The organism is Streptomyces sp. 15-116A (assembly GCF_025290915.1).
Classification (GTDB): Bacteria; Actinomycetota; Actinomycetes; order Streptomycetales; family Streptomycetaceae; genus Streptomyces.
Map to the genome: position 1 here is coordinate 1 of NZ_JAOCQE010000122.1, position 18,272 is coordinate 18,272.

The following is an 18,272-nucleotide window of genomic DNA, read 5'->3' on the forward strand; positions in this document are numbered from 1 at the left end:
GGGCCGGGTCGGTGGTGTCCGTCCTCGGTCTGGCGCGAAATAGGTCACTCAACGGAGTACGGGCGCGGACGCGCCAGCCGCTGCGGGCAGACACCACCGCCCCGTCCCCTCCCCGCCGCGCGCGCCTGCGGCACGCCTACGGTGCGGTGCGCTTGCTCGCCGTACGCGTCTACCTGCTCAGCTGCGCGGGCTGGTCTCACCCGCCCTAGCTGCGGGCAGTCGTGCCTCCCCCAGTGCCTTAAGGGCCTGGGAGGTACCCCCAGGGCGGCACGGGTGGGCGCAGCGGCACCCCGCAAGCGCGGGCGAGCGACCCCCACCCCCGGCCCGCATCATCACCGCTCAGTGATGCGACGTGCGGGAGTCAGCGGTAGTGCACTCGGAGCCGTTCCTGGGCATCCCGCGGGGCGTTGAGGTGGTCCATGCCCAGGAGCGCTGCCCCGAGGACCGGGCTCTCCTTGACCACGCGTGGGACTGCCTTCGGTGCCCTCTCGGAGAGAAGTGTGCGGATTCTGGTGTCGAGTCGGGGGTGTTGCGCAGCCAGCACGCTGCCGCCCAGGAGGACCGGGGTTTCCTCCGTCAGGAGGTTCAGGCGGGTCAAAGCCACCGTGGCCATGGCGACGACTTCGTCGGCCTGGTGGTCGATGATCGACCGGGCGACCGGGTCGCCGTCGGCCGCCGTACGGAAGAGGACCGGGGTCAGTTCGTGGCGGCGGGACGGGGCGATGTGCTCCAGATGCAGGGCCTCGATGAGGGACGCCATGTCGGGGAGGCCGAAGTGGGCCGGCAAGGTGTCGCTCAGGGCGGTGGCCTCGCCGCGGCCGTCGTCCGCGCGGGCGGCGTGCCACAGTGCCTCCTCGGACAGGTGCCAACCGCCGCCCCAGTCTCCGGAGATGCGGCCCAGGGCAGGGAAGCGCGCCGTGCGGTCGTGGTGCATGCCCACGCAGTTGATGCCGGCGCCGCAGACGACCGCCACGCCGCGGGGTTCGGTGACACCGGCGCGCAGGATGGCGAACGTGTCGTTGCGGACCTCGACCGTGGTTCCCCATGCGCGTGCGGTGAGGGCTGCGGTGAGTTGTTGTTCTTCGATGGGGAGGTCGGCGTTGGCCAGGCATGCCGAGACGTGGTCGGCCGAGGTGATGCCGGCGGTCTCGAAGGCGTGGGTCACCGTGTCCGCCAGCGCGTTCAAGGCCGGTCGGAGGCCGACCGCGGGTGGGCGGAAGGCGCCCCCGCGTGCCGTGGTGAGGACCTGTCCGTCCGTCGTCACCACGGCCACGTCGGTCTTGCTGTTGCCCGCGTCGATGGCGAGGATCACGCCCACGCCAGGTGCTCCCGGTTGTGAGCGATCAGCTGGTCGGTGAGGCGGTCTGCGTAGCCGTGCTGGCCGATCAGGGGGTGGGCCAGCAGGGCACGGAAGACGCGGTCACGGCCGCCGTGCAAAGCTGCCTCCAGGGCCAGGTGTTCGTAGGCCGTGACGCCTGCCATCAGGCCCGCGTACAGCGGGTTCACTGTGCGCACTGGGAGGGGCGTCGCGCCTTTGGGGCCGACCGCTGCTTGTCCTTCGATCACCGCGTCGTCCGGCAGGAACGGCAGCGTGCCCTTGTTGTACGTGTTCACCACCTGGTACGGGGAGCCCGTCCCGCCCAGTAGGGCTGCGGCCAGGTCCACGGCCGCCTCGGAGTAGTAGGCGCCTCCCCGTTTGGCGAGGAGGGCGGGCTTCTCGGTCAGGGCCGGGTCGGCGTAGAGGTCGAGGAGTTGGCGTTCCATCGCTGCCACCTCGGCTGCCCGGGACGGCTTCGTGCGCAGTTCGTCGACTACCTCGTCGTGCGCGTAGTAGTAGCGCAGGTAGTAGGAGGGGACGACGCCCAGGCGGGTCAGGAGGGGGCGGGGCAGGCGGAGGTCGGCGGCGATCGTGTCGCCGTGGTCGGTGAGGAGACGGGGGAGGACGTCCTCGCCCTCGGGGCCGCCCAGGCGGACGCCGGTCTCCCAGGTGAGGTGGTTGAGACCGACGTGGTCCAGGTGGACGTCGGATGCCTCGACGCCGAGCAGTGCTGCGAACTTGCGCTGGAGGCCGATCGCCACGTTGCACAGGCCGATCGCCTTGTGGCCGTTCTGGAGCAGGGCGCGGGTGACGATGCCGACCGGGTTGGTGAAGTCGATGATCCAGGCGTCGGGGTTGGTCCGGCGGACGCGTTCGGCGATGTCCAGGACGACGGGGACCGTGCGCAGGGCCTTGGCGAGGCCGCCGGCGCCGGTGGTCTCCTGGCCCACGCAGCCGCATTCCAGGGGCCAGGTCTCGTCCTGTTCGCGGGCCGCCTGGCCGCCGACGCGGAGTTGGAGGAGGACCGCGTCCGCACCGTCCACGGCCGCGTTCAGGTCGGCGGTGGTGACGATCCGGCCCGGGTGCCCCTGCTGGGCGAAGATGCGGCGGGCGAGGCCGCCGACCAGCTCCAGGCGGTCCGCCGCCGGGTCGACGAGGACGAGTTCCTCCACCGGCAGGGTGTCCCGCAACCGGGCGAAGCCGTCGACGAGTTCGGGGGTGTAGGTCGAACCGCCGCCGACCACGGTGAGTTTCATCGCTATCCCTTTACTCCGGTGAGGGTGACACCCTCGACGAACGCCTTCTGGGCGAAGAAGAACACGAGGATCACGGGGGCCATGACCAGCACGGTCGCCGCCATGGTGAGGTTCCAGTCGGTGTGGTGGGCGCCCTTGAAGGACTCCAGGCCGTAGGAGAGGGTCCAGGCGCCGGGATTCTCGGAGGCGTAGATCTGGGGGCCGAAGTAGTCGTTCCAGGCGTAGAAGAACTGGAAGAGGGCGACGGCCGCTATGCCGGGTCTGGCCATGGGGAGTACGACCTTGAGGAGGGTGCGGAGTTCGCCGCAGCCGTCCACGCGGGCCGCGTCCAGGTACTCGTCGGGGATCGTGGTGAGGAACTGGCGCAGCAGGAAGATCGAGAAGGCGTCGCCGAAGGCCATGGGGATGATCAGGGGCCACAGGGTGCCGGAGAGGTCCAGCTGCTTCGCCCAGAACAGGTACATCGGGATGATGACGACCTGGGGAGGCAGCATCATCATCGAGATCACCAGCATGAGGGTGAGATTGCGGCCGCGGAAGCGGAACTTGGCGAGCGCGTAGGCCACCGGGATCGACGACAGCACGGTGAGCGCGGTGCCGAGGAACGCGTAGAGCAGGGTGTTCTTCCACCAGGTGAGGAAGCCGCCGGTGGACAGGACCGTGCGGTAGTTGTCCCAGTTCCAGGTGTCGGGGATCAGGTCGCGGGTGAGGGCCTGCTGGTCGCTCATCAGCGAGGTGAGAGCCACGAAGACGAACGGCAGGGTGAAGAAGAGGGCCGCGGCGATGCCGAGGGCGTGGACCGCGATCCAGTGCAGTGCCGCTCGGCGGCGGGTGGCCGGGGGGCTTGCGGCGGGGGGAGTGGTCTGTGAGGGGCGTTCCAGCAGCTGGGTCATCGGTCACCTGCCTGGATCAGGCCGCCCCGGCGTCGCATCAGCAGGGCCGTGAACGCCATGGAGAGGGCGAAGAGGACCAGGGCGACGACGCAGGCGGCGCCGTAGTCGAAGCGCTGGAAGCCGAGGTTGTAGACGAGTTGGGGGAGGGTGAGGGTCGACTTGTCGGGGTAGCCCGGCTCGAAGGACTGGCCGGAGCCGCCGATGACGCCGGACGCGACCTTTCCCGCGACCAGGGGCTGTGTGTAGTACTGCATCGTCTGGATGACGCCGGTGACGACGGCGAACAGCACGATCGGTGAGATGTGCGGCAGCGTGACGTAGCGGAAGCGCTGCCAGGAGGAGGCGCCGTCCAGGGCGGCGGCCTCGTACTGCTCCTTCGGTACGTCCAGCAGCGCGGCCATGAAGATGACCATCAGGTCGCCCACGCCCCACAGCGCGAGGGCGGTCAGGGCGGGCTTGGACCAGTCGGCGTCCGTGAACCAGCCGGGGGCCGGGATCCCGAGGCCTTCGAGGACGGAGTTGACCGGGCCCGTGCCGGGGTTGAGGAGGAAGACGAAGGCCAGGGTGGCCGCGACCGGTGGGGCCAGGTAGGGGAGGTAGAAGAGGGTACGGAAGACGTTCGTGCCCGTCTTGATCTTGGTGATGAGCAGGCCCACGCCCAGGCCGAAGACCACGCGCAGGGTGACCATGACCAGGACCAGCCAGAGGGTGTTGCGCAGGGCTGGCCAGAAGAGCGGGTAGTCCTGGAAGACGTACGTCCAGTTGCCCAGGCCGCGGAATTCGGGGACGCCGAAACCGTCGTACTTCATGAGGGAGAAGTACGCCGTGGAGATCAGGGGGTAGGCGAAGAAGACGCCGAAGCCGATCAGCCAGGGGGAGAGGAAGGCCAGGGTGCGCAGCGTCGAGGCGCGGCGCCTGGAGGGCAGGGTCGGGCTGGTCATGGCCTGCTACTTCGCCTGCTCGATGTCGCGGTCGATCTGCGCGGCGGTCTTCCGCAGGGCGGCCTTGAGGTCCTTCACCTTGCCGGACTCGTAGCGGTAGCCGAGGTCCTGGAGGGTCAGCTGGTAGGCGGAGCCGTTGACGGAGGCCGGCGGGGTGTTCGACTCGGGGTGCTGGGCGATGTCCAGGAACGTCTTGAAGGCCGGGTCCGTCTTGAGGTCGGGGGACTTCAGGGCCGCGTAGGTGGACGGGACGTTGCGGATGGCGTTGGCGAAGGCGACGACCGCCTCGGTGTCGGTCGTCATGTACTTCACGAGTTCCCAGGCCGCGTTCTTCTTCTGGCTCTGCGGAGCGATGCCCATGATCGTGCCGGACAGGAAACCCTTGCCGTACTCGTCCACCTCGTCGTCGGCGACGGGCAGCGGGGCCGTGCCGATCTCGAAGCCGACACCGGCGTCCTTCGCCATGCCGAGGCGCCACTCGCCGTCGAGCTGCATCGCCACCTGGCCGGTGTGGAAGGGGTGTTCGGCGCCCCATTCGTCGCCGAAGGTGTTGCGGTACTTCTCCAGCCTGGCGTAGCCGCCGAGTTCGTCGACGAGCTTCTTCTGGTAGGTGAGCATGTCGGCGAACGCCGGGTCCTTGGCGATGTTCGACTTGCCGTCGGCGTCGAAGTAGGCGTGGTCCCACTGGGACATGTAGTGGTCGACGACCGTCTCGTAACCGTGGTAGTTCGGCATGAAGCCGAGCTGCTCGTAGCTGTCGCCCTTGGGCTTGGTCAGCTTCTTGGCGACCTCGGTGAACTCCGACCAGGTCTTGGGCGGTTGCTCGATGCCGGCCTTCTCGAAGGCGTCCTTGTTGTAGTAGAGGCCGTAGGCGTCGCCGAGGAGGGGCAGGGCGCAGCGGGTGCCCTCGAACTGGGTGTACTCCAGCATCGGCTTCGGGATGATCGCCTCGAGATCGAGCTTCGACTTCTCGATGAAGGGCTTCAGGTCGAGGAAGGCGCCCGAGGAGCAGAACGTGCCGATGTTGGACGTAGTGAAGGAGGACACCACGTCCGGGCCCTTCGAGCCGCCCGCGCGCAGCGCCTGGTTGAGCTTGTCGTCGTTGATGTTGCCGACGACCTTCACCTTGATGTTGGGGTGCGCCTTCTCGAAGCGGTCGACGTTCTCCTGGACCGCCTTCACCTCGGCGGGGGCGCTCCAGCCGTGCCAGAAGGTGATCGTCGTCTCGGCGTTCGGGTCGTCGGTCGCGCCGGTGTCCGACTGGCCGGTACAGGCGGTCGCGAGGAGAAGAACGGTGAGGATGTAGCTCGCATTTCTGCTGAATCTGGGCATGAGGGGGTCTCCTGTAAGCAGGGGAGGCGGAGGCGCGCCCCTTCAGGGGCGCGGGGCTGTATCGATGTGCGGCTTCGCCGCGTGGGCGCGACCAGCCACATCCGGCCGGCAGCTTCACAAACCACCGAACGTTCTCGGCGCGGAGCAGCTCAGCGTGACGTATCGAAGACTTCGTCGCGTGTCATAGCGAGCGCACTCTCCAAGGCACCACGCAGGACAGGGTGTTCACGGACATCACCCAGCAGCAGCCGCGGACGCGCCGCCGCCAGTTCCTCCAACTCCGCCTGGACAAGGCCCCGCAGCGCCTCACCCCCGGAGATGAGCCCGGTACCGCTCAGGACGACGACTTCGGGGTCCAGGACGGAGACAAGGGAGGCGAGACCCGTCGCGAGGCGGGTCGCGTAGGTCGTGAGGAGCGTGCGGTGGCGCTCGTCGTCCTCCGGGGCCTCGGCGGCGCGTTCCAGGAGGGCGGCGGCCACCTCGGTGTAATGGCCCTGGGGGATGTCGGGGACGCCCAGCTCGCGGGCCAGCTTCGGGACCGCCTGGGCGCCCGCCAGCTCCTGGTAGCCGCCGCTGTTGGCCTTGGTGACCTGGCGGACCAGGGGCGTGCCGGGCACCGGCAGGAAGCCGACCTCGCCCGCGCCGCCGGTGAAGCCCCGGTGCAGCCGCCCGCCGAGGACCAGGGCGGCACCGAGGCCCTCCTGGTTCCACAGCAGCACGAAGTCAGCGTGGCCACGGGCCGCGCCGAGGCGCTGTTCGGCCACGGCGACCAGATTGACGTCGTTCTCGTACTCGAACGGCATCGGCAGCGCGGCGGCGAGTTCGTCGAGCAGCGTGGGGGAGTGCCAGCCGGGCAGGTGGGAGGCGTAGCGCAGGCGGCCGGTGTTCGGGTCGAACGCGCCCGGGGTGCCGATGACCAGGCGGTGGATGTCGGCGCGGGCCAGTCCCGCCTCCTTCACGGCGCCGTCCAGGGCGTCGGTCACCTGCTGGACGACGGGCGTGGCGGGGCGGCGGCCAGGGGTGGGCAGCTCGTAGCGGCCGACCGTGCGGCCCGTGATGTCGGCGACGGCGGCCACGATCCGGCCGGGGGTGACGTCCAGGCCGGCGGCGTACGCGGCGGCCGGATTGACCTCGTACAGCTGGGCGCCCGGTCCTGGCCTGCCCTCGGTGGTGCCGGTGGCGAGCACCAGTCCGGCGGCCTCCAGGCGGGCCAGGAGCTGGGAGGCGGTCGGCTTGGACAGGCCGGTGAGCTTGCCGATCCGGGTGCGGGACAACGGGCCGTGCGCCAGCAGCAGGTCCAGGGCCGCGCGATCGTTCATGGCGCGCAGGACGCGCGGGGTGCCCGGCGTGCCGGCGGTTCCTGCCATGGGGTGCGCCACCTGCCTCTCGTCGACTGCCCAGCTTCTCAGCGGCCGGTGCGGGGCGTCCATCCGGGAGGGGAGGGGCTGGCGCCTGTCGGTCGCGTCGATCACTGTTAGGAAAGTTTCCTATCGGCGGTGGCAGGAACGTACGCCCGGCGCGGAGCGGGCGTCAAGGGGATGCGCGAAGGGCGGCACCCGGTGATGTGATCCCGGGTGCCGCCCTGGTCGTCGTGCGCGGCGGCTACTTCGTGGTGTTCGGCGGTGGCGTCAGCGGGGACGCGGCGACCGACTGCGGGGAGACCGAGCTCGCGTACGCCGACGGGGGCGCGACGGCCGCCGTCGGGTCGGCGCCCGGCTCCGGGTCCTCCGGGGTCGTCGCGCCGCCGACGATGCGGATGCCGGCGGCGTCGAACGCCCGCTTGATGCGCCAGCGCAGCTCGCGCTCCACCGTGAGGGACTTGCCCGGCATCGTCTTCGCCGAGACGCGGACCACCATGGAGTCCAGCAGCACCGAGTCCAGGCCGAGCACCTCGACGGGGCTCCACAGGAGCTCGTTCCAGGGCTCCTCCTTGCCCATCTTCTCCGCGACCTCGTCGAGCGTGGCCTTCACCCGCTCCAGGTCCTCGTCGGAGCGGACGGTGACGTCGACGTTGGCGGTCGCCCAGCCCTGGGAGAGGTTGCCTATCCGCTTGACCTCGCCATTGCGGACGTACCAGATCTCGCCGTTGTCGCCGCGCAGCTTGGTCACCCGCAGTCCGACCTCGATGACCTCGCCGGTGGCCACGCCCGCGTCGACGGTGTCGCCGACGCCGTACTGGTCCTCCAGGATCATGAAGACGCCGGAGAGGAAGTCCGTCACCAGATTGCGCGCGCCGAAGCCGATCGCGACGCCCGCGACACCGGCCGAGGCCAGCAGCGGGGCGAGGTTGATCTGGAAGGTGCCGAGCACCATCAGGGCGGCGGTGCCGAGGATCAGGAAGGACGCGACCGAGCGCAGCACCGAGCCGATGGCCTGCGAGCGCTGCCGGCGCCGCTCGGCGTTGACCAGCAGGCCGCCCAGCGCGGTGCCGTCCACGGCGTCGCCGGTGCGGGACATCCGGTCGATGAGCTTGGTGATCGCCCGCCGCACGATCACCCGCAGCACGACCGCGATCACCACGATCAGCAGCACCCGCAGGCCGATCGCGAGCCAGGTCGACCAGTTCTCCTCGACCCAGCCCGCGGCGTTGGTGGCGCTCTCCTGGGCGTCCCGGAGCGAGGGCACCTGCGGTGACTCGGACTCCGAGGGCGTCGGCGAAGGGCTCGCGGCCGCCAGGACGGCGTCCGCTACGGACAAGGACACGACAGGTACCTCCAGGCGCACGGTCTGCCCCCGGTGCTGTGGTCAAGGTCTGTTCGGCAAGATCGGCAAGGTAACGAAAGGGTCACCGGTACGGGCAGAACCACCACACTAACGGGGCATTGTGAAGGAACCGGCCCCTGTCGTGAAGAAGAGACGGCCCTCACCTGCGCTTGAACAGGCCATGATCCGGGGGATGACATTCCTGTGTGGTCGAAAACACTCCCAGCCCGTTACCGGGACATGGTGGCGCTTCCACCAGGCATGAGGGGAGACTGACTACGAAATCGTCCCGGCGCGAGCCACGCGCCGCCGGCGTACAAGGAGGCATCCGTGCCGCATGTCCTGGTCCTCAACGCGTCGTACGAGCCACTCGGCGTCGTACCGCTCCGCCGCGCGCTCGTCCTCGTCCTCGAGAACAAGGCCGTATGCCTCGAGGAGTCCGGCGCCTATCTGCACAGCGCAACCGTCACCGTCCCCGCACCCAGCGTGGTCCGGCTCAAGCGTTTCGTGCGGGTTCCCTACCGGGGGCCCGTTCCTCTGACAAGGCGCGCGCTCTTCGCGCGTGACGGCGGCCGGTGCATGTACTGCGGTGGCGTCGCAACCAGCGTCGACCACGTCATCCCGCGCAGCCGCGGGGGCAAGCACGTCTGGGACAACGTGGTGGCCTCCTGCCGCCGCTGCAACCACGTGAAGGCCGACCGGCATCTGTTCGAGCTGGGCTGGCGGCTGCGCCACAAACCGGCTCCGCCCACCGGCCTGGCCTGGCGCATCATCGGCACCGGCCATAGGGACCCGCGCTGGCTGCCCTACCTGCAGCCGTACGGCGCGGACGACGCCTTGGCCCGGATCGACGGCATCTCAGCCTGACGCCGATCCGGGCTTTTGCGTACGCCGGGACTGTCCCGGGCTTCGGCCGCCCCAGGGGGAACCCCGTTCCCCCCGGGAGTGCGGTCAGTCGGCCGCGGGTCTCCACCGGTCGGCCTCCCGTGCTGCCGCCCTGGCGCCGAGGAACCCGACCGTGAGCGAGACGGCGGCGCAGGTCGCGATGCCTGCCGTCAGCACGGTCCAGGAGACCGCGCCTTCCTGCACCAGGGCGATGAAGAAGACGGAGTGCCACGCGGTGATGGCGCCGGCCGCGACCGTGGCGATGAGCAGCGGCACGGTCAGGTGCCAGGAGCTCACGGACCGGAAGACACGGCGGCGGCCGGTCAGTACGGCGAGCGGCGCCAGTGCGTGGCGGATCCGGACGAACTCGGCGGCCGCGCTCACCGCACCGGCCACGAGCAGGAAGAGAATGCCGGTGACGCCGAACAGCTGGATCCAGTTCGGCAGCCGGGAACGCGAGGAGCCCAGCCAGGTCTCGCCGAGCGCGGTGACCTGCACCGACGGATTGGGCAGGGTGTAGGCGGCCTCCTTGACCGCGGCGAGTTGCCCGGGTGTGGGCGTCACGACGACGAGGGACTGGGTGCCGTCCGGCCGGATGCTCAAGCTCGAGACCTGGGCGAACGTGATGTCTCCGTACCAGCGGCGCATCTCCTCCACCTGAGCGCCGGGTCCCGTGGCCGCTCCGGTGCCGTCGGCGCAGGCGATACGCAGGACGCGCAGGTCTCGGCAGGATCCCGCGAGCGTCACCCAAGGCTCTTTGGCCGGTCCCGGATCGTGGACGGTGCGGGTCAGCAGCAGCGAACCGGGCGGGAGGGAGGAGCGGAAGTGTTCCGTCTGCGCCGTGGTCATACCGCCGGTGGTCAGCTCGACCACCGTGTCCTTGATCCGCTCATGGGTGGTCATCGCCGCCTGGGACTGCGTCCCGAGCCGGCTGGTCCACACCTGCATCTGGGCGACGATGCCGATGCCGATCACCATGGCCAGAGCCAGACGCACGATGACGCCGGGATGGGCGTGGGTCCAGCGTCCGCCGATCATGCGGCCCGCGTGTCCTGAGCGTCTGCCGCTGTCAGCGAGCCATGCGCCCAGGCGGCGGGTGACGAGAGCCACGACGGACGACAGAAACGCCCACATCACGACGGTGCCGCAGCTGAACACCACCAGCTGGGCCTTGCGCGGCACGTACTGGCTCAGCAGGACGAGGCCCACTCCGAGCCCACACACCACCAGGCGCCAGGCGGGGACGCGAGAGGAGAAGGAGGCCGGGCGGGTGGACCTGCCGTCCTGGTGCACGCGGTGGGTGCCCACAACGATGCCCAGGACGAGCAGGAGTGACGCGACAGCGGCCCCGCCGGCGGTGGGCCATGCGGCTGCCAGGTCACGGTGGTCGAGGAGGTATCCGGTGGGCGCCAGACGGATGTCCCACGCCGAGGCGACGGCGTAGGGGACGAGGGCCGTCAGGGTGCCCAGAGTCGCGGGGATCGCGGCTTCACCGACGTTGACGATCATGCGATGCCGCCATGTCCCGCCGAGCGCCTGGAGCAGGCCGCTACGGCGGTCACGTGAGCGGGAGCCGACCCGTGCGGCGACCACCGCCAGGGCGAGCGCGGGCAACCCGGTCAGGGCCCACAACGCCATGAGCGGGAAGGACAACGACCGTTGGTCGGCCATTTCCCCGGTCGCGCCCCCGCCACCACCGAACGCGGCCACGGGCAGCCAGCGATGATCGTCCTTCGGCGGCAGATCCTTGACCCGGACGTACGCGATCCGCTCGGACGGTGTCACCAGTCCCTCCGTGCTGATCGTCCCGGCGAACGACCCGTACCGTGTCGTGATGCCCTCCGCGCGGCCCGTACGCAGCAATTCGGGCGACAGCAGGACCCCGCCAGGCTCGGGCCACCGGGTCACTCCGGCCGGGACAGGTGCATCGGGCGTCAGAGGGTGGACGAACACGACCGACACGGGCCGCGTGCCGACGCGGTCGGCGCCCTCCCGGTACAGCAGTGCGGCATGCTCCGCGCCGGTGATCACCGGTCCCCTGGCGTCCGCCCTGGTCTCGCGGCCGTCGTAGGTGGCTGTGGTGGCCACGGTCGCCAACGCGACGAACGCGACGGCGAGGGCGGCGCCGAACAGGCCCCACCAGCGCAGGCGGTCGCCCGGAGTGGCGCGGCCTGCGGCGAGACCGACCCTGACCAGCGTTCCTGTGGTGCGCAGGTGCGTCCGCATCAGCATCACAGAGCTCCGGCTTCGCTCAGGATCCCGCCCTGCAGCTCATGACGGCGGTCCGCCTGGCCGGCCACCGAGGGGTCGTGTGTGACCAGCAGCAGTGCACAGCCCCGGTCACGTGCCGCGGTGAAGAGCAGGCGGGCGACTCCCTCCTTGGCCTCGGGGTCGAGCGCGCCAGTGGGTTCGTCGGCGAGGAGCACGGCGGGCTCGGTGATCAGCGCGCGGGCCACCGCGGTGCGCTGACGTTCACCGCCGGAGAGCAGGCCGGTCGGGGTGGAGCCGACGGGTACGCCGAGTTCACCGAGAAGGTTCTCCGCCCGTAAGCAGGCGTCCTGATGGCTGCCCCCGCCGAGAAGCACCGGAAGGGCCACGTTCTCCACCGGGGTGAGCTCGGGAAGGAGCTCGCCGAACTGGAAGACCATGCCGAGGCTGTCCCGCCGCGCCTGGGCGAGCTGCGCGGACCCGAGCCCGGTGATCTCGCGGCCTCCGGCCGTGATCGTGCCCTTCTGCGGCTTGATCAGGCCGAGTATGCACATGAGCAGCGTCGACTTGCCGGAGCCACTGGGCCCAGTCACCGCCACCGACTCCCCAGGCGCAACGGCCAGCTCCACTTGATCGAGGAGCGTCCGTCCCCCGACCTGATAACACAGCCCACTCACCCGGAGCCCGGACACATCACTTCGCATCACAGAATTAGCCTCTTGTCAGAAATGGGAATGCCGCACCAGCCCGGCTCGGGCTGGTGCGGCGCATGCATCGCGCGGATCGACGCGTTACGGAATGACCCAGCCGGAGCAGTCGTCCGGGCTGCCGTTGTTCTCGTCGCACGCCTTGAACTTGTAGATCCGGGACCCGTCGCCGGAGTAGGCGGTGGTGCCCGGCCCGCTGTGGTTCCACAGGGTTCGCTTCGTGTCCGGGCTGGACGTCCGGTAGTACTCGGCCTTCACCGGGTCGCCGTCCGAGCTGTTGTCCTTGACGGCTATCTTCCCGCTGTCGCCCCCCGCAGCCGGAGACCAGGCATGAGCACCGCCACCACGGGCATCGGCTGCAACGGCAGTGGCCGTGGGTACAGCGAGCGCAGCCGTGAGCATCGCGGCGGCGACGAACCTGATTCTCTTCATTGCTTTCCCCTCGTTGGTCAACTGACTGGTGGTCACGTCGAGTTGCTATGACATGGCGCCGATGCCACAGCTCGTCCTCGTCCCAGCCGACACGACGATCACACAGGTCGAGGTCCGGACGGCGGCACATTTCGAGGGGATGACTCAATGGCGCTCGGAGGTGAATGGTTGATTGTTCCTGGTTTGTCTTTCGTTCATCGGTGAGGATCGAGGGTGAAACGGAATGTGCTGCGTGCAGCAGGCGACTTTGGCTTGGCTGACGTGTCGAGGTGAAGCGGATGGTGAAGTCGCGGGGCTGTCGTGGTGTACAACCCCCTTGGTTCATAGGCAAGTTACGGGAATCTTGTTGGCCTGAACTGATCAGTAACATCGTGTCAGGCCCTCGGTCCCTCTCGCCGGGCCCCGTACGTGGCGTACACCGTGGTGCCTGCGGTCAGGAGGGTCAGGGAGGCCAGCCAGGCGCCCGGCTGGGCGGCCGGTTGGACCGGCCAAGCCCAGAGCGGGAGCAGGGAGCTCCTGGCGCTCGCTGCGCCGATGTACACCGCGCTCACGTACGCGAAGGCCGGGAGCCAGCTCAGGCGGGCGCCCAGGAGGGTCGCCGACGCGGCGGTCAGGCCCGTGCAGCCGAGGGTGTTGCGGATCATCGCCGGGGGGCCGAAGGGGGACGGTGAGCCGGCGACGGATGCTGCGAGCAGGAGGGCTGTGCAGCAGGTCAGGGCCAGGAGGTGGACCAGGCGCCGGCGCCACCACGGGCGTACGGCGGTGCGGTCCAGCTCCTCGGACGCGCTGTGCAGACTGGTGCCGATGACCGCCGCCGCGAACAGCGGGGCCAGCGCGACCACCGGGATCTGCCGGTACGGGTCGACGTAGGCGTTCAGGCCCCGGGCGCCGCAGACGGCGAGCACGGCCGTCGCGGCGAGCACGAGCACCGTGCGCGGCAGGGCGCGGGAGCGGGCGTAGAGGACGAGTCCATGGGTCACAGCGCCGGCACCACGCTCGGGTCGCACTCGCCGCGGACTGCGAAGTACCGCGACAGCCAGGCGCGGCGCTCCTCGTCGCCCATGGACGTGAGGCGGGCGCGGGCTGCGAGCCGCTTCTTCAGTTCGGCGCGGTCGGCCTCGCCCCGCTCCGCCTTCTGCTCGTCGAAGTACCGGGACAGCGGGCTCGGTGCCAGAAAGTGCTCCACGGCGTCATGCACCCTTTGCGCCCGCGGATCCGTGGCGTCGCACTCTCCACCGCCCTGGAGCATCATCCCGGCCGCCCAGGCGTACTCCCGCGGGTCGGTGAGCCGGCCCCGTACCACCGACCAGCCGAGCGGCGTCATCATCGGCAGTTCCGCCTCGTCCGGGCCCGGCCGGCCCGGGAGGTCCTCGAAACGCACTGGCACATTCCGTACGCCCTCCAGGCGGCCCGTCAGCCCGGACAGGGCGTCCCTGACCTGGGGGAGCATCTCCGCATAGCGCGCATTGACGCAGATGTCCGGGGTGGTGGAGGTGTCGCACACCTGACGGTGGGCCAGTGGGTCGGTGCGCCACAGGCCGTCGCCCGTCTGCAGCAGCAGTGTGCCCGCGGCGCCCGCCGCGGCCAGCGGCAGCAGCGCCACCAGGCCGCGGCGGGCCGTACAGGCGAGAACCGCGGCGATCGCGAGACCCCCCGTCCACGCCACCATCACCAGCGGCTGCCACCACACCGGCACCGCGGTCAACGAGCCGTCGGCGAGCGGGGAGAGGTATCTGACGGTGTCGCGGTTGCCGTGGTCCAGCATGCCGAGCACGACATACCCGGCCGCCGCCAGCAGCGGCGCCGTCAGCCGCCAGGCCACCACGCGGCCCGCCACCTGGCCCAGGAGCGAGGCGCACACCAGGACGGCCGCGTCCGTGAGCGGCGTGGCCAGACGGGGCCGGTCGCCCATGGAGCAGTACCAGGTGGCCAGATGGGCGGCGGTCGCGGCGACGGCGTAACCCGCGGCGAGCCAGAGGGCGACCGGCAGGGCCGACGCCACGAAACCGGCCGTACGACCGCGCGCGGCCGACGCCAGCAGTTCCTCCGTGCCACGGCGGCGCTCCCGGCCGCCCTGCCAGCAGCCCGCCGCCAGAGCCAGGGGCACGCCGAGCAACACGGTGGTCAGGTGCAGATGTTCGCGGGTCTCCGCCCACCCGCCCTGCCACTGCTCAGCAGAGACGCCCAGTGCCACCAGCAGCATCAGCAGCATGGCGGATCCGGCCACCGGGGCGAAGCCGCGCAGCACTTCGCCGCGCAGCGGGTGCCGGGTGAGGGACGGGCGCGGCGGCCCGGCGGTGGCGGGGGAGACGGGGGCGGTTGCCGTATCGAGGCTCAACGGACCGCCTCCCCTGCGCGTCGGGCGGCGGGCGAGCGGTGGGCCCGCAGCGCAGCCGTGTAGCCGCGCTCCAGGGGGTGGTCCCCGGCGCCGCCCGCCGTCTCGCCGAGCGCGCACAGCGACTCGGGGGTGCCGCGGTAGGCGACCCGGCCCGTGTCCATGAGGGTCACCTCGGTGCACGCCGCCGCCACGTCCTCCACCAGGTGGGTGGAGACGATGACGGTGGACGAGCCGCCGAGCTCGCGCAGCAGAGCGCGGAACTCCACGCGCTGCTCGGGGTCCAGACCGGCCGTCGGCTCGTCGAGCAGCAGCACCCGGGGGTCGTTGACGATCGCCTGCGCGATGCCGACCCGGCGGATCATGCCGCCGGAGAGGCTGCGCACCTTGGCGTCGATACGGTCGGCGAGGCCGACGCGGGCCACTGCCCGCTCCACCGCCGCCGGAATCCCGGCCGTCGGCATCTCCTTCAGCCAGGCCACGTACGCGATGAACTCCCGCACCGTGAAGCCCGGGTAGTAGCCGAAGTCCTGGGGCAGATAGCCCAGCTTCCGGCGGAGCGGGCCGCGCCGGCGCGGATCGCCCGCGTCGTGGCCGAGGATCTCCACGTGCCCGGCGGCCGGTTCGGCGACCGTGGCGAGGACGCGGATCAGCGAGGTCTTGCCGGCGCCGTTCGGGCCCAGCAGTCCGTGGACACCGGGACCGAAGTCCAGGTCGACCGCGTCGAGCGCGACGGTCCTGCGGTGCCGGACGCTCAGACCGACGATCCGGACGGCGGTGATCGGGGACGTACTCAGCACTTCGCTCAACTCTTCTCCAGGCGCCGGAAGGACGGACGGTGCACGGCCAGCACAGCGGCACACAGGGTGGCCGCGGCCGCCCAGGCACCCTGCGCCGGTGCGCCGGCGAGGACATCGGTCAGCCGCTCGCTCAGCTGGGCGGTGAGCCGTTCGCCCGGCGCCGCGAGCAGCGGACCGAAGACCACGGACAACCAGCCGCCGCCGGTCACGAGCGTGGCCGTGCGCAGACCCAGGCAGCAGGCCAGAGCGAGGGAGGCCAGGGTCAGCGCGAGACCGGGCAGCAGCCAGGCGGCCGCGTTCGGGGCGTCCGACGACGGCAGCATCACCCCGGCGAGGGTCAGCAGGGGGAGGCTCACCGCCAGGACGGTGGCCGTGCGCATCAGCACCAGCCGCAGCCCGGCCGAGGGGGTGGACGCGACGATCTCGTGCATCGGATCGGCGTGCGGCCCGTAGGACAGAGCGACCCCGGCGACCGGTACGACCGGAGCCAGCGCCAGCAGCCAGGGGCGCGCATCCGGCAGGCCGCCCGCATGGGCGAGGGCGACCGCACCGACGGCGACCAGCAGAACGGCAGGCAGCCATGCCCCGCGCACGGCCGGCCCCATCGCCCACAGGGCACGGACCGGCGCGGAGCGCAGGCTCCGCCAGACGGACACCGGGGCGGGAGACCGTACGGATGCGGGTGCCGATGCCGATGCCGATGCCGTGAGGGATGCCGGTGCCCCGACGGGCACGGACGCCGCGACGGACGCCCGTGCCGTGACGGGTGCCGGTGCCGTGACGGACGCGGATTCCGGTACGTCCGCCGCCGCGGCCCCCCGCACCTCGGTCAGTACCGCCTCCCTGATCCCGGCCAGTGCCACCCCGGCCGCGGTCCGGCGCACCGCGTGCGAGACGCGCTGGGCGCAGGCACCGCAGGACTCCAGGTGTTTCTCCAGCGACCAGGCGTCCGGCTCCGGCAGCGAGCCGTCGGCGTAATGGATCACCTGGTGCTCGGACGCGTGCCAGTCGGTCATGCCGGGCCTCCCAACGGCGTCGGGCTCAACTGGGCGAGGGCCGCCCGTAGTTCCGCGCGGGCGCGGCGGGCACGGGACTTGACGGTCCCCTCGGGGATCCCGAGCAGCCGTGCCGTCTCGGCGGTGCTCAGCCCGTCGACGACGGTGGCCCGCAGCACCTCGCGCAGTTCGGGCGAGATCCGGTCCAGCGCGGTGCCCACATCGCCGTACTCCAGCTCCGCCAGCACCCGGTCCTCAGCGGACGGCGCGGAAGGCACGGACACCGGCGACACGCCGTCGGCCGGTGCCTCCTCCATCGGCGCGGTGCGCAGCCGCGTCACCCGCTCCTGCGCCCGGTACGCGTCCACCAGGCGTCGGGCGGCGATGGTCCACAGCCAGCCCCCGGCCTCCGTGCCGCGATGGGCGTCCGCCGACCGCCACACGGTGACGAACGTGTCCTGAAGGACCTCACGCACGACCTCGGGGTCGGCGCAGCGCCGGCTCAGCCGCGCGTGCAACCAGCCGGCGTGCCGGTCGTACAACGCGGCCAGCGCCCCGGAGTCCCCGCCCGCGACGGCCCGGAGAAGCGCCGCGTCGGAGTCCCCCTCGTCCTTCTCCCGATGGCCCCCCATGGGGCGGAACAGTCTCACACCCCGTCTATCGACGAATCCGCCGCCGCCGGTTCACCGCAGGTCGAAGAACCGGGGCCGGGTGATTTTCGTGGCCGGCTGTGGGGGAAGAGAATGTGACCAGGAGCACGTTGTGCGGGTTTGTGCGTCTGGTCTCGCGTCCGCTGGGTAGGGCTGCGGGATAACCGCCGGACAGACCGCCCGGTGGCCCGCACAGCCGTGCCCGACGAGGAGGCCAACCTGTGGCTGCACCCGCGTACGTCCCGTCCCCGGCCCTGTCCAAACCCTGGGCGGAGCCGTCCTCCGCCGCCCCCGAGGGCCCGCACGCGTCCGCCGGCGCCGAGGGGCTGCACGCCTGCGTGTTCAGCGCCGAAGGCCCCTGCACCGAGGTCCCCCTCACCAGCGAACCCCCGCTGCCCGACGCCGAACCCCTCACCAGCGAGCCGCCGCTCGCCGACACCGCGCCGATGACCAGCGAGTCCGACGGGTTCGTGGACTACGGCACGGACACCGACCCGTCCGGACTCGACGCCTTCCCGGCCCAGTACCGCCCGGAGCCCTAGTGACCGCGCCGGCCGAGCCCTGTTCCGAGGACCTGTCCCGGCTCGCCGCCCTGCACGGCGTCGCCACCTCCTACAGCCCCTCCCCGGACCGTACGGTCGCCGCCTCGGCCACCGCCGTCACCCTCACCCTCGCCGCCCTCGGCGTGGACGCGAGCACCCCCGGGGCCGTACGCGACGCGCTCGCCGCCCGCGAGCGGGAGCTGGAGCAGCGGCTGCTGCCGCCCACCGTCGTCGGGTGGGGGAGCGAGCCGCCGGCCGCGCTCGCCGCCCTCCCC

At 71.1% G+C, this 18,272-nt stretch carries 18 protein-coding genes and 1 pseudogene; 4 read left to right on the forward strand and 15 right to left on the reverse strand.

Going from position 1 to position 18,272, the window contains the following annotated elements:
* Positions 1-209: hypothetical protein (locus tag N4P33_RS19885; protein WP_260827990.1), on the forward strand; the 209-nt coding region annotated here is incomplete at its 5' end.
* A gap of 152 nt (positions 210-361) precedes the next feature.
* On the opposite strand, the gene N4P33_RS19890 is transcribed toward N4P33_RS19885, so the two are convergent.
* The 7 genes from N4P33_RS19890 to N4P33_RS19920 all read right to left on the reverse strand — a co-directional run bounded on the left by N4P33_RS19890 (position 362) and on the right by N4P33_RS19920 (position 8,443).
* The gene (locus N4P33_RS19890; RefSeq protein WP_399029791.1) at positions 362-1,309 is read right to left on the reverse strand and encodes an N-acetylglucosamine kinase; all 948 of its coding nucleotides are present in this window, start codon (positions 1,307-1,309) and stop codon (positions 362-364) included.
* Entirely contained in the window at positions 1,309-2,574 is a 1,266-nt protein-coding gene (locus N4P33_RS19895) for a 6-phospho-beta-glucosidase (RefSeq protein WP_260827992.1), read from the reverse strand. Before N4P33_RS19895 ends, N4P33_RS19890 begins: the two co-directional genes overlap by 1 nt.
* A 2-nt stretch (positions 2,575-2,576) precedes the next feature.
* Positions 2,577-3,467, reverse strand: a complete 891-nt coding sequence (locus N4P33_RS19900) for a carbohydrate ABC transporter permease (RefSeq protein WP_260827993.1) — start codon at positions 3,465-3,467, stop codon at positions 2,577-2,579.
* The gene (locus N4P33_RS19905; protein ID WP_260827994.1) at positions 3,464-4,408 is read right to left on the reverse strand and encodes a carbohydrate ABC transporter permease; all 945 of its coding nucleotides are present in this window, start codon (positions 4,406-4,408) and stop codon (positions 3,464-3,466) included. The genes N4P33_RS19900 and N4P33_RS19905 overlap by 4 nt, the downstream gene beginning before the upstream one ends.
* A 6-nt stretch (positions 4,409-4,414) precedes the next feature.
* On the reverse strand, positions 4,415-5,740 hold the full coding sequence (locus N4P33_RS19910; protein WP_260827995.1) for an ABC transporter substrate-binding protein: 1,326 nt from the start codon (positions 5,738-5,740) through the stop codon (positions 4,415-4,417).
* Positions 5,741-5,889: 149 nt separating this feature from the next.
* Positions 5,890-7,107 carry an ROK family transcriptional regulator gene (locus N4P33_RS19915; protein ID WP_260827996.1) on the reverse strand — a complete coding sequence of 406 codons (1,218 nt, stop codon included), beginning with the start codon at positions 7,105-7,107 and terminating at the stop codon, positions 5,890-5,892.
* 235 nt (positions 7,108-7,342) lie between these two features.
* Entirely contained in the window at positions 7,343-8,443 is a 1,101-nt protein-coding gene (locus tag N4P33_RS19920; RefSeq protein WP_260827997.1) for a mechanosensitive ion channel family protein, read from the reverse strand.
* 330 nt (positions 8,444-8,773) lie between these two features.
* Here N4P33_RS19920 and N4P33_RS19925 point away from each other — a divergent pair, with 330 nt between their 5' ends.
* Complete coding sequence (locus N4P33_RS19925) at positions 8,774-9,310, forward strand: HNH endonuclease (RefSeq protein WP_081237222.1); 537 nt, start codon at positions 8,774-8,776, stop codon at positions 9,308-9,310.
* An 84-nt stretch (positions 9,311-9,394) separates the two neighbouring features.
* Here the strand turns inward: N4P33_RS19925 and N4P33_RS19930 are convergent, their stop codons facing one another.
* From N4P33_RS19930 to N4P33_RS19965, 8 genes are all read right to left on the reverse strand, one after another.
* Positions 9,395-11,560, reverse strand: coding sequence for a permease (locus N4P33_RS19930; protein ID WP_260827998.1), 2,166 nt, complete (start codon positions 11,558-11,560; stop codon positions 9,395-9,397).
* Positions 11,560-12,240 (reverse strand): ABC transporter ATP-binding protein, encoded by a 681-nt coding sequence (locus tag N4P33_RS19935; RefSeq protein ID WP_260828005.1) that lies wholly within the window; start codon positions 12,238-12,240, stop codon positions 11,560-11,562. The genes N4P33_RS19930 and N4P33_RS19935 overlap by 1 nt, the downstream gene beginning before the upstream one ends.
* Before the next feature lie 87 nt (positions 12,241-12,327).
* A complete protein-coding gene (locus tag N4P33_RS19940; RefSeq protein ID WP_260827999.1) occupies positions 12,328-12,675 on the reverse strand; it encodes a hypothetical protein in 348 nt (115 codons plus the stop codon).
* 374 nt (positions 12,676-13,049) lie between these two features.
* Positions 13,050-13,655, reverse strand: coding sequence for a hypothetical protein (locus tag N4P33_RS19945; RefSeq protein ID WP_260828000.1), 606 nt, complete (start codon positions 13,653-13,655; stop codon positions 13,050-13,052).
* Positions 13,652-15,013, reverse strand: coding sequence for a hypothetical protein (locus N4P33_RS19950; protein ID WP_260828001.1), 1,362 nt, complete (start codon positions 15,011-15,013; stop codon positions 13,652-13,654). Before N4P33_RS19950 ends, N4P33_RS19945 begins: the two co-directional genes overlap by 4 nt.
* A complete protein-coding gene (locus N4P33_RS19955) occupies positions 15,010-15,777 on the reverse strand; it encodes an ABC transporter ATP-binding protein (RefSeq protein ID WP_260828006.1) in 768 nt (255 codons plus the stop codon). Before N4P33_RS19955 ends, N4P33_RS19950 begins: the two co-directional genes overlap by 4 nt.
* Before the next feature lie 38 nt (positions 15,778-15,815).
* Positions 15,816-16,826, reverse strand: a complete 1,011-nt coding sequence (locus N4P33_RS19960; RefSeq protein WP_260828002.1) for a zf-HC2 domain-containing protein — start codon at positions 16,824-16,826, stop codon at positions 15,816-15,818.
* On the reverse strand, positions 16,823-17,437 hold the full coding sequence (locus tag N4P33_RS19965) for an RNA polymerase sigma factor (RefSeq protein WP_260828003.1): 615 nt from the start codon (positions 17,435-17,437) through the stop codon (positions 16,823-16,825). The genes N4P33_RS19960 and N4P33_RS19965 overlap by 4 nt, the downstream gene beginning before the upstream one ends.
* Before the next feature lie 239 nt (positions 17,438-17,676).
* Here N4P33_RS19965 and N4P33_RS19970 point away from each other — a divergent pair, with 239 nt between their 5' ends.
* The gene (locus N4P33_RS19970) at positions 17,677-17,997 is read left to right on the forward strand and encodes a hypothetical protein (protein ID WP_260828004.1); all 321 of its coding nucleotides are present in this window, start codon (positions 17,677-17,679) and stop codon (positions 17,995-17,997) included.
* Positions 17,997-18,272 (forward strand): annotated as a pseudogene (locus N4P33_RS19975) (4-alpha-glucanotransferase); the annotation flags it as partial. The gene N4P33_RS19970 and the pseudogene N4P33_RS19975, both read left to right, overlap by 1 nt.

What these genes read in the sequence shown, in the direction of transcription:
- N4P33_RS19965 (WP_260828003.1), bottom strand. Translation starts at nt 17,437, where the DNA reads ATGGGGGGCCATCGGGAGAAGGACGAGGGGGACTCCGACGCGGCGCTT.
- N4P33_RS19960 (WP_260828002.1), bottom strand. Translation starts at nt 16,826, where the DNA reads ATGACCGACTGGCACGCGTCCGAGCACCAGGTGATCCATTACGCCGAC.
- N4P33_RS19940 (WP_260827999.1), bottom strand. Translation starts at nt 12,675, where the DNA reads ATGAAGAGAATCAGGTTCGTCGCCGCCGCGATGCTCACGGCTGCGCTC.
- N4P33_RS19900 (WP_260827993.1), bottom strand. Translation starts at nt 3,467, where the DNA reads ATGACCCAGCTGCTGGAACGCCCCTCACAGACCACTCCCCCCGCCGCA.
- N4P33_RS19905 (WP_260827994.1), bottom strand. Translation starts at nt 4,408, where the DNA reads ATGACCAGCCCGACCCTGCCCTCCAGGCGCCGCGCCTCGACGCTGCGC.
- N4P33_RS19915 (WP_260827996.1), bottom strand. Translation starts at nt 7,107, where the DNA reads ATGGCAGGAACCGCCGGCACGCCGGGCACCCCGCGCGTCCTGCGCGCC.
- N4P33_RS19935 (WP_260828005.1), bottom strand. Translation starts at nt 12,240, where the DNA reads ATGCGAAGTGATGTGTCCGGGCTCCGGGTGAGTGGGCTGTGTTATCAG.
- N4P33_RS19895 (WP_260827992.1), bottom strand. Translation starts at nt 2,574, where the DNA reads ATGAAACTCACCGTGGTCGGCGGCGGTTCGACCTACACCCCCGAACTC.
- N4P33_RS19910 (WP_260827995.1), bottom strand. Translation starts at nt 5,740, where the DNA reads ATGCCCAGATTCAGCAGAAATGCGAGCTACATCCTCACCGTTCTTCTC.
- N4P33_RS19930 (WP_260827998.1), bottom strand. Translation starts at nt 11,560, where the DNA reads ATGCTGATGCGGACGCACCTGCGCACCACAGGAACGCTGGTCAGGGTC.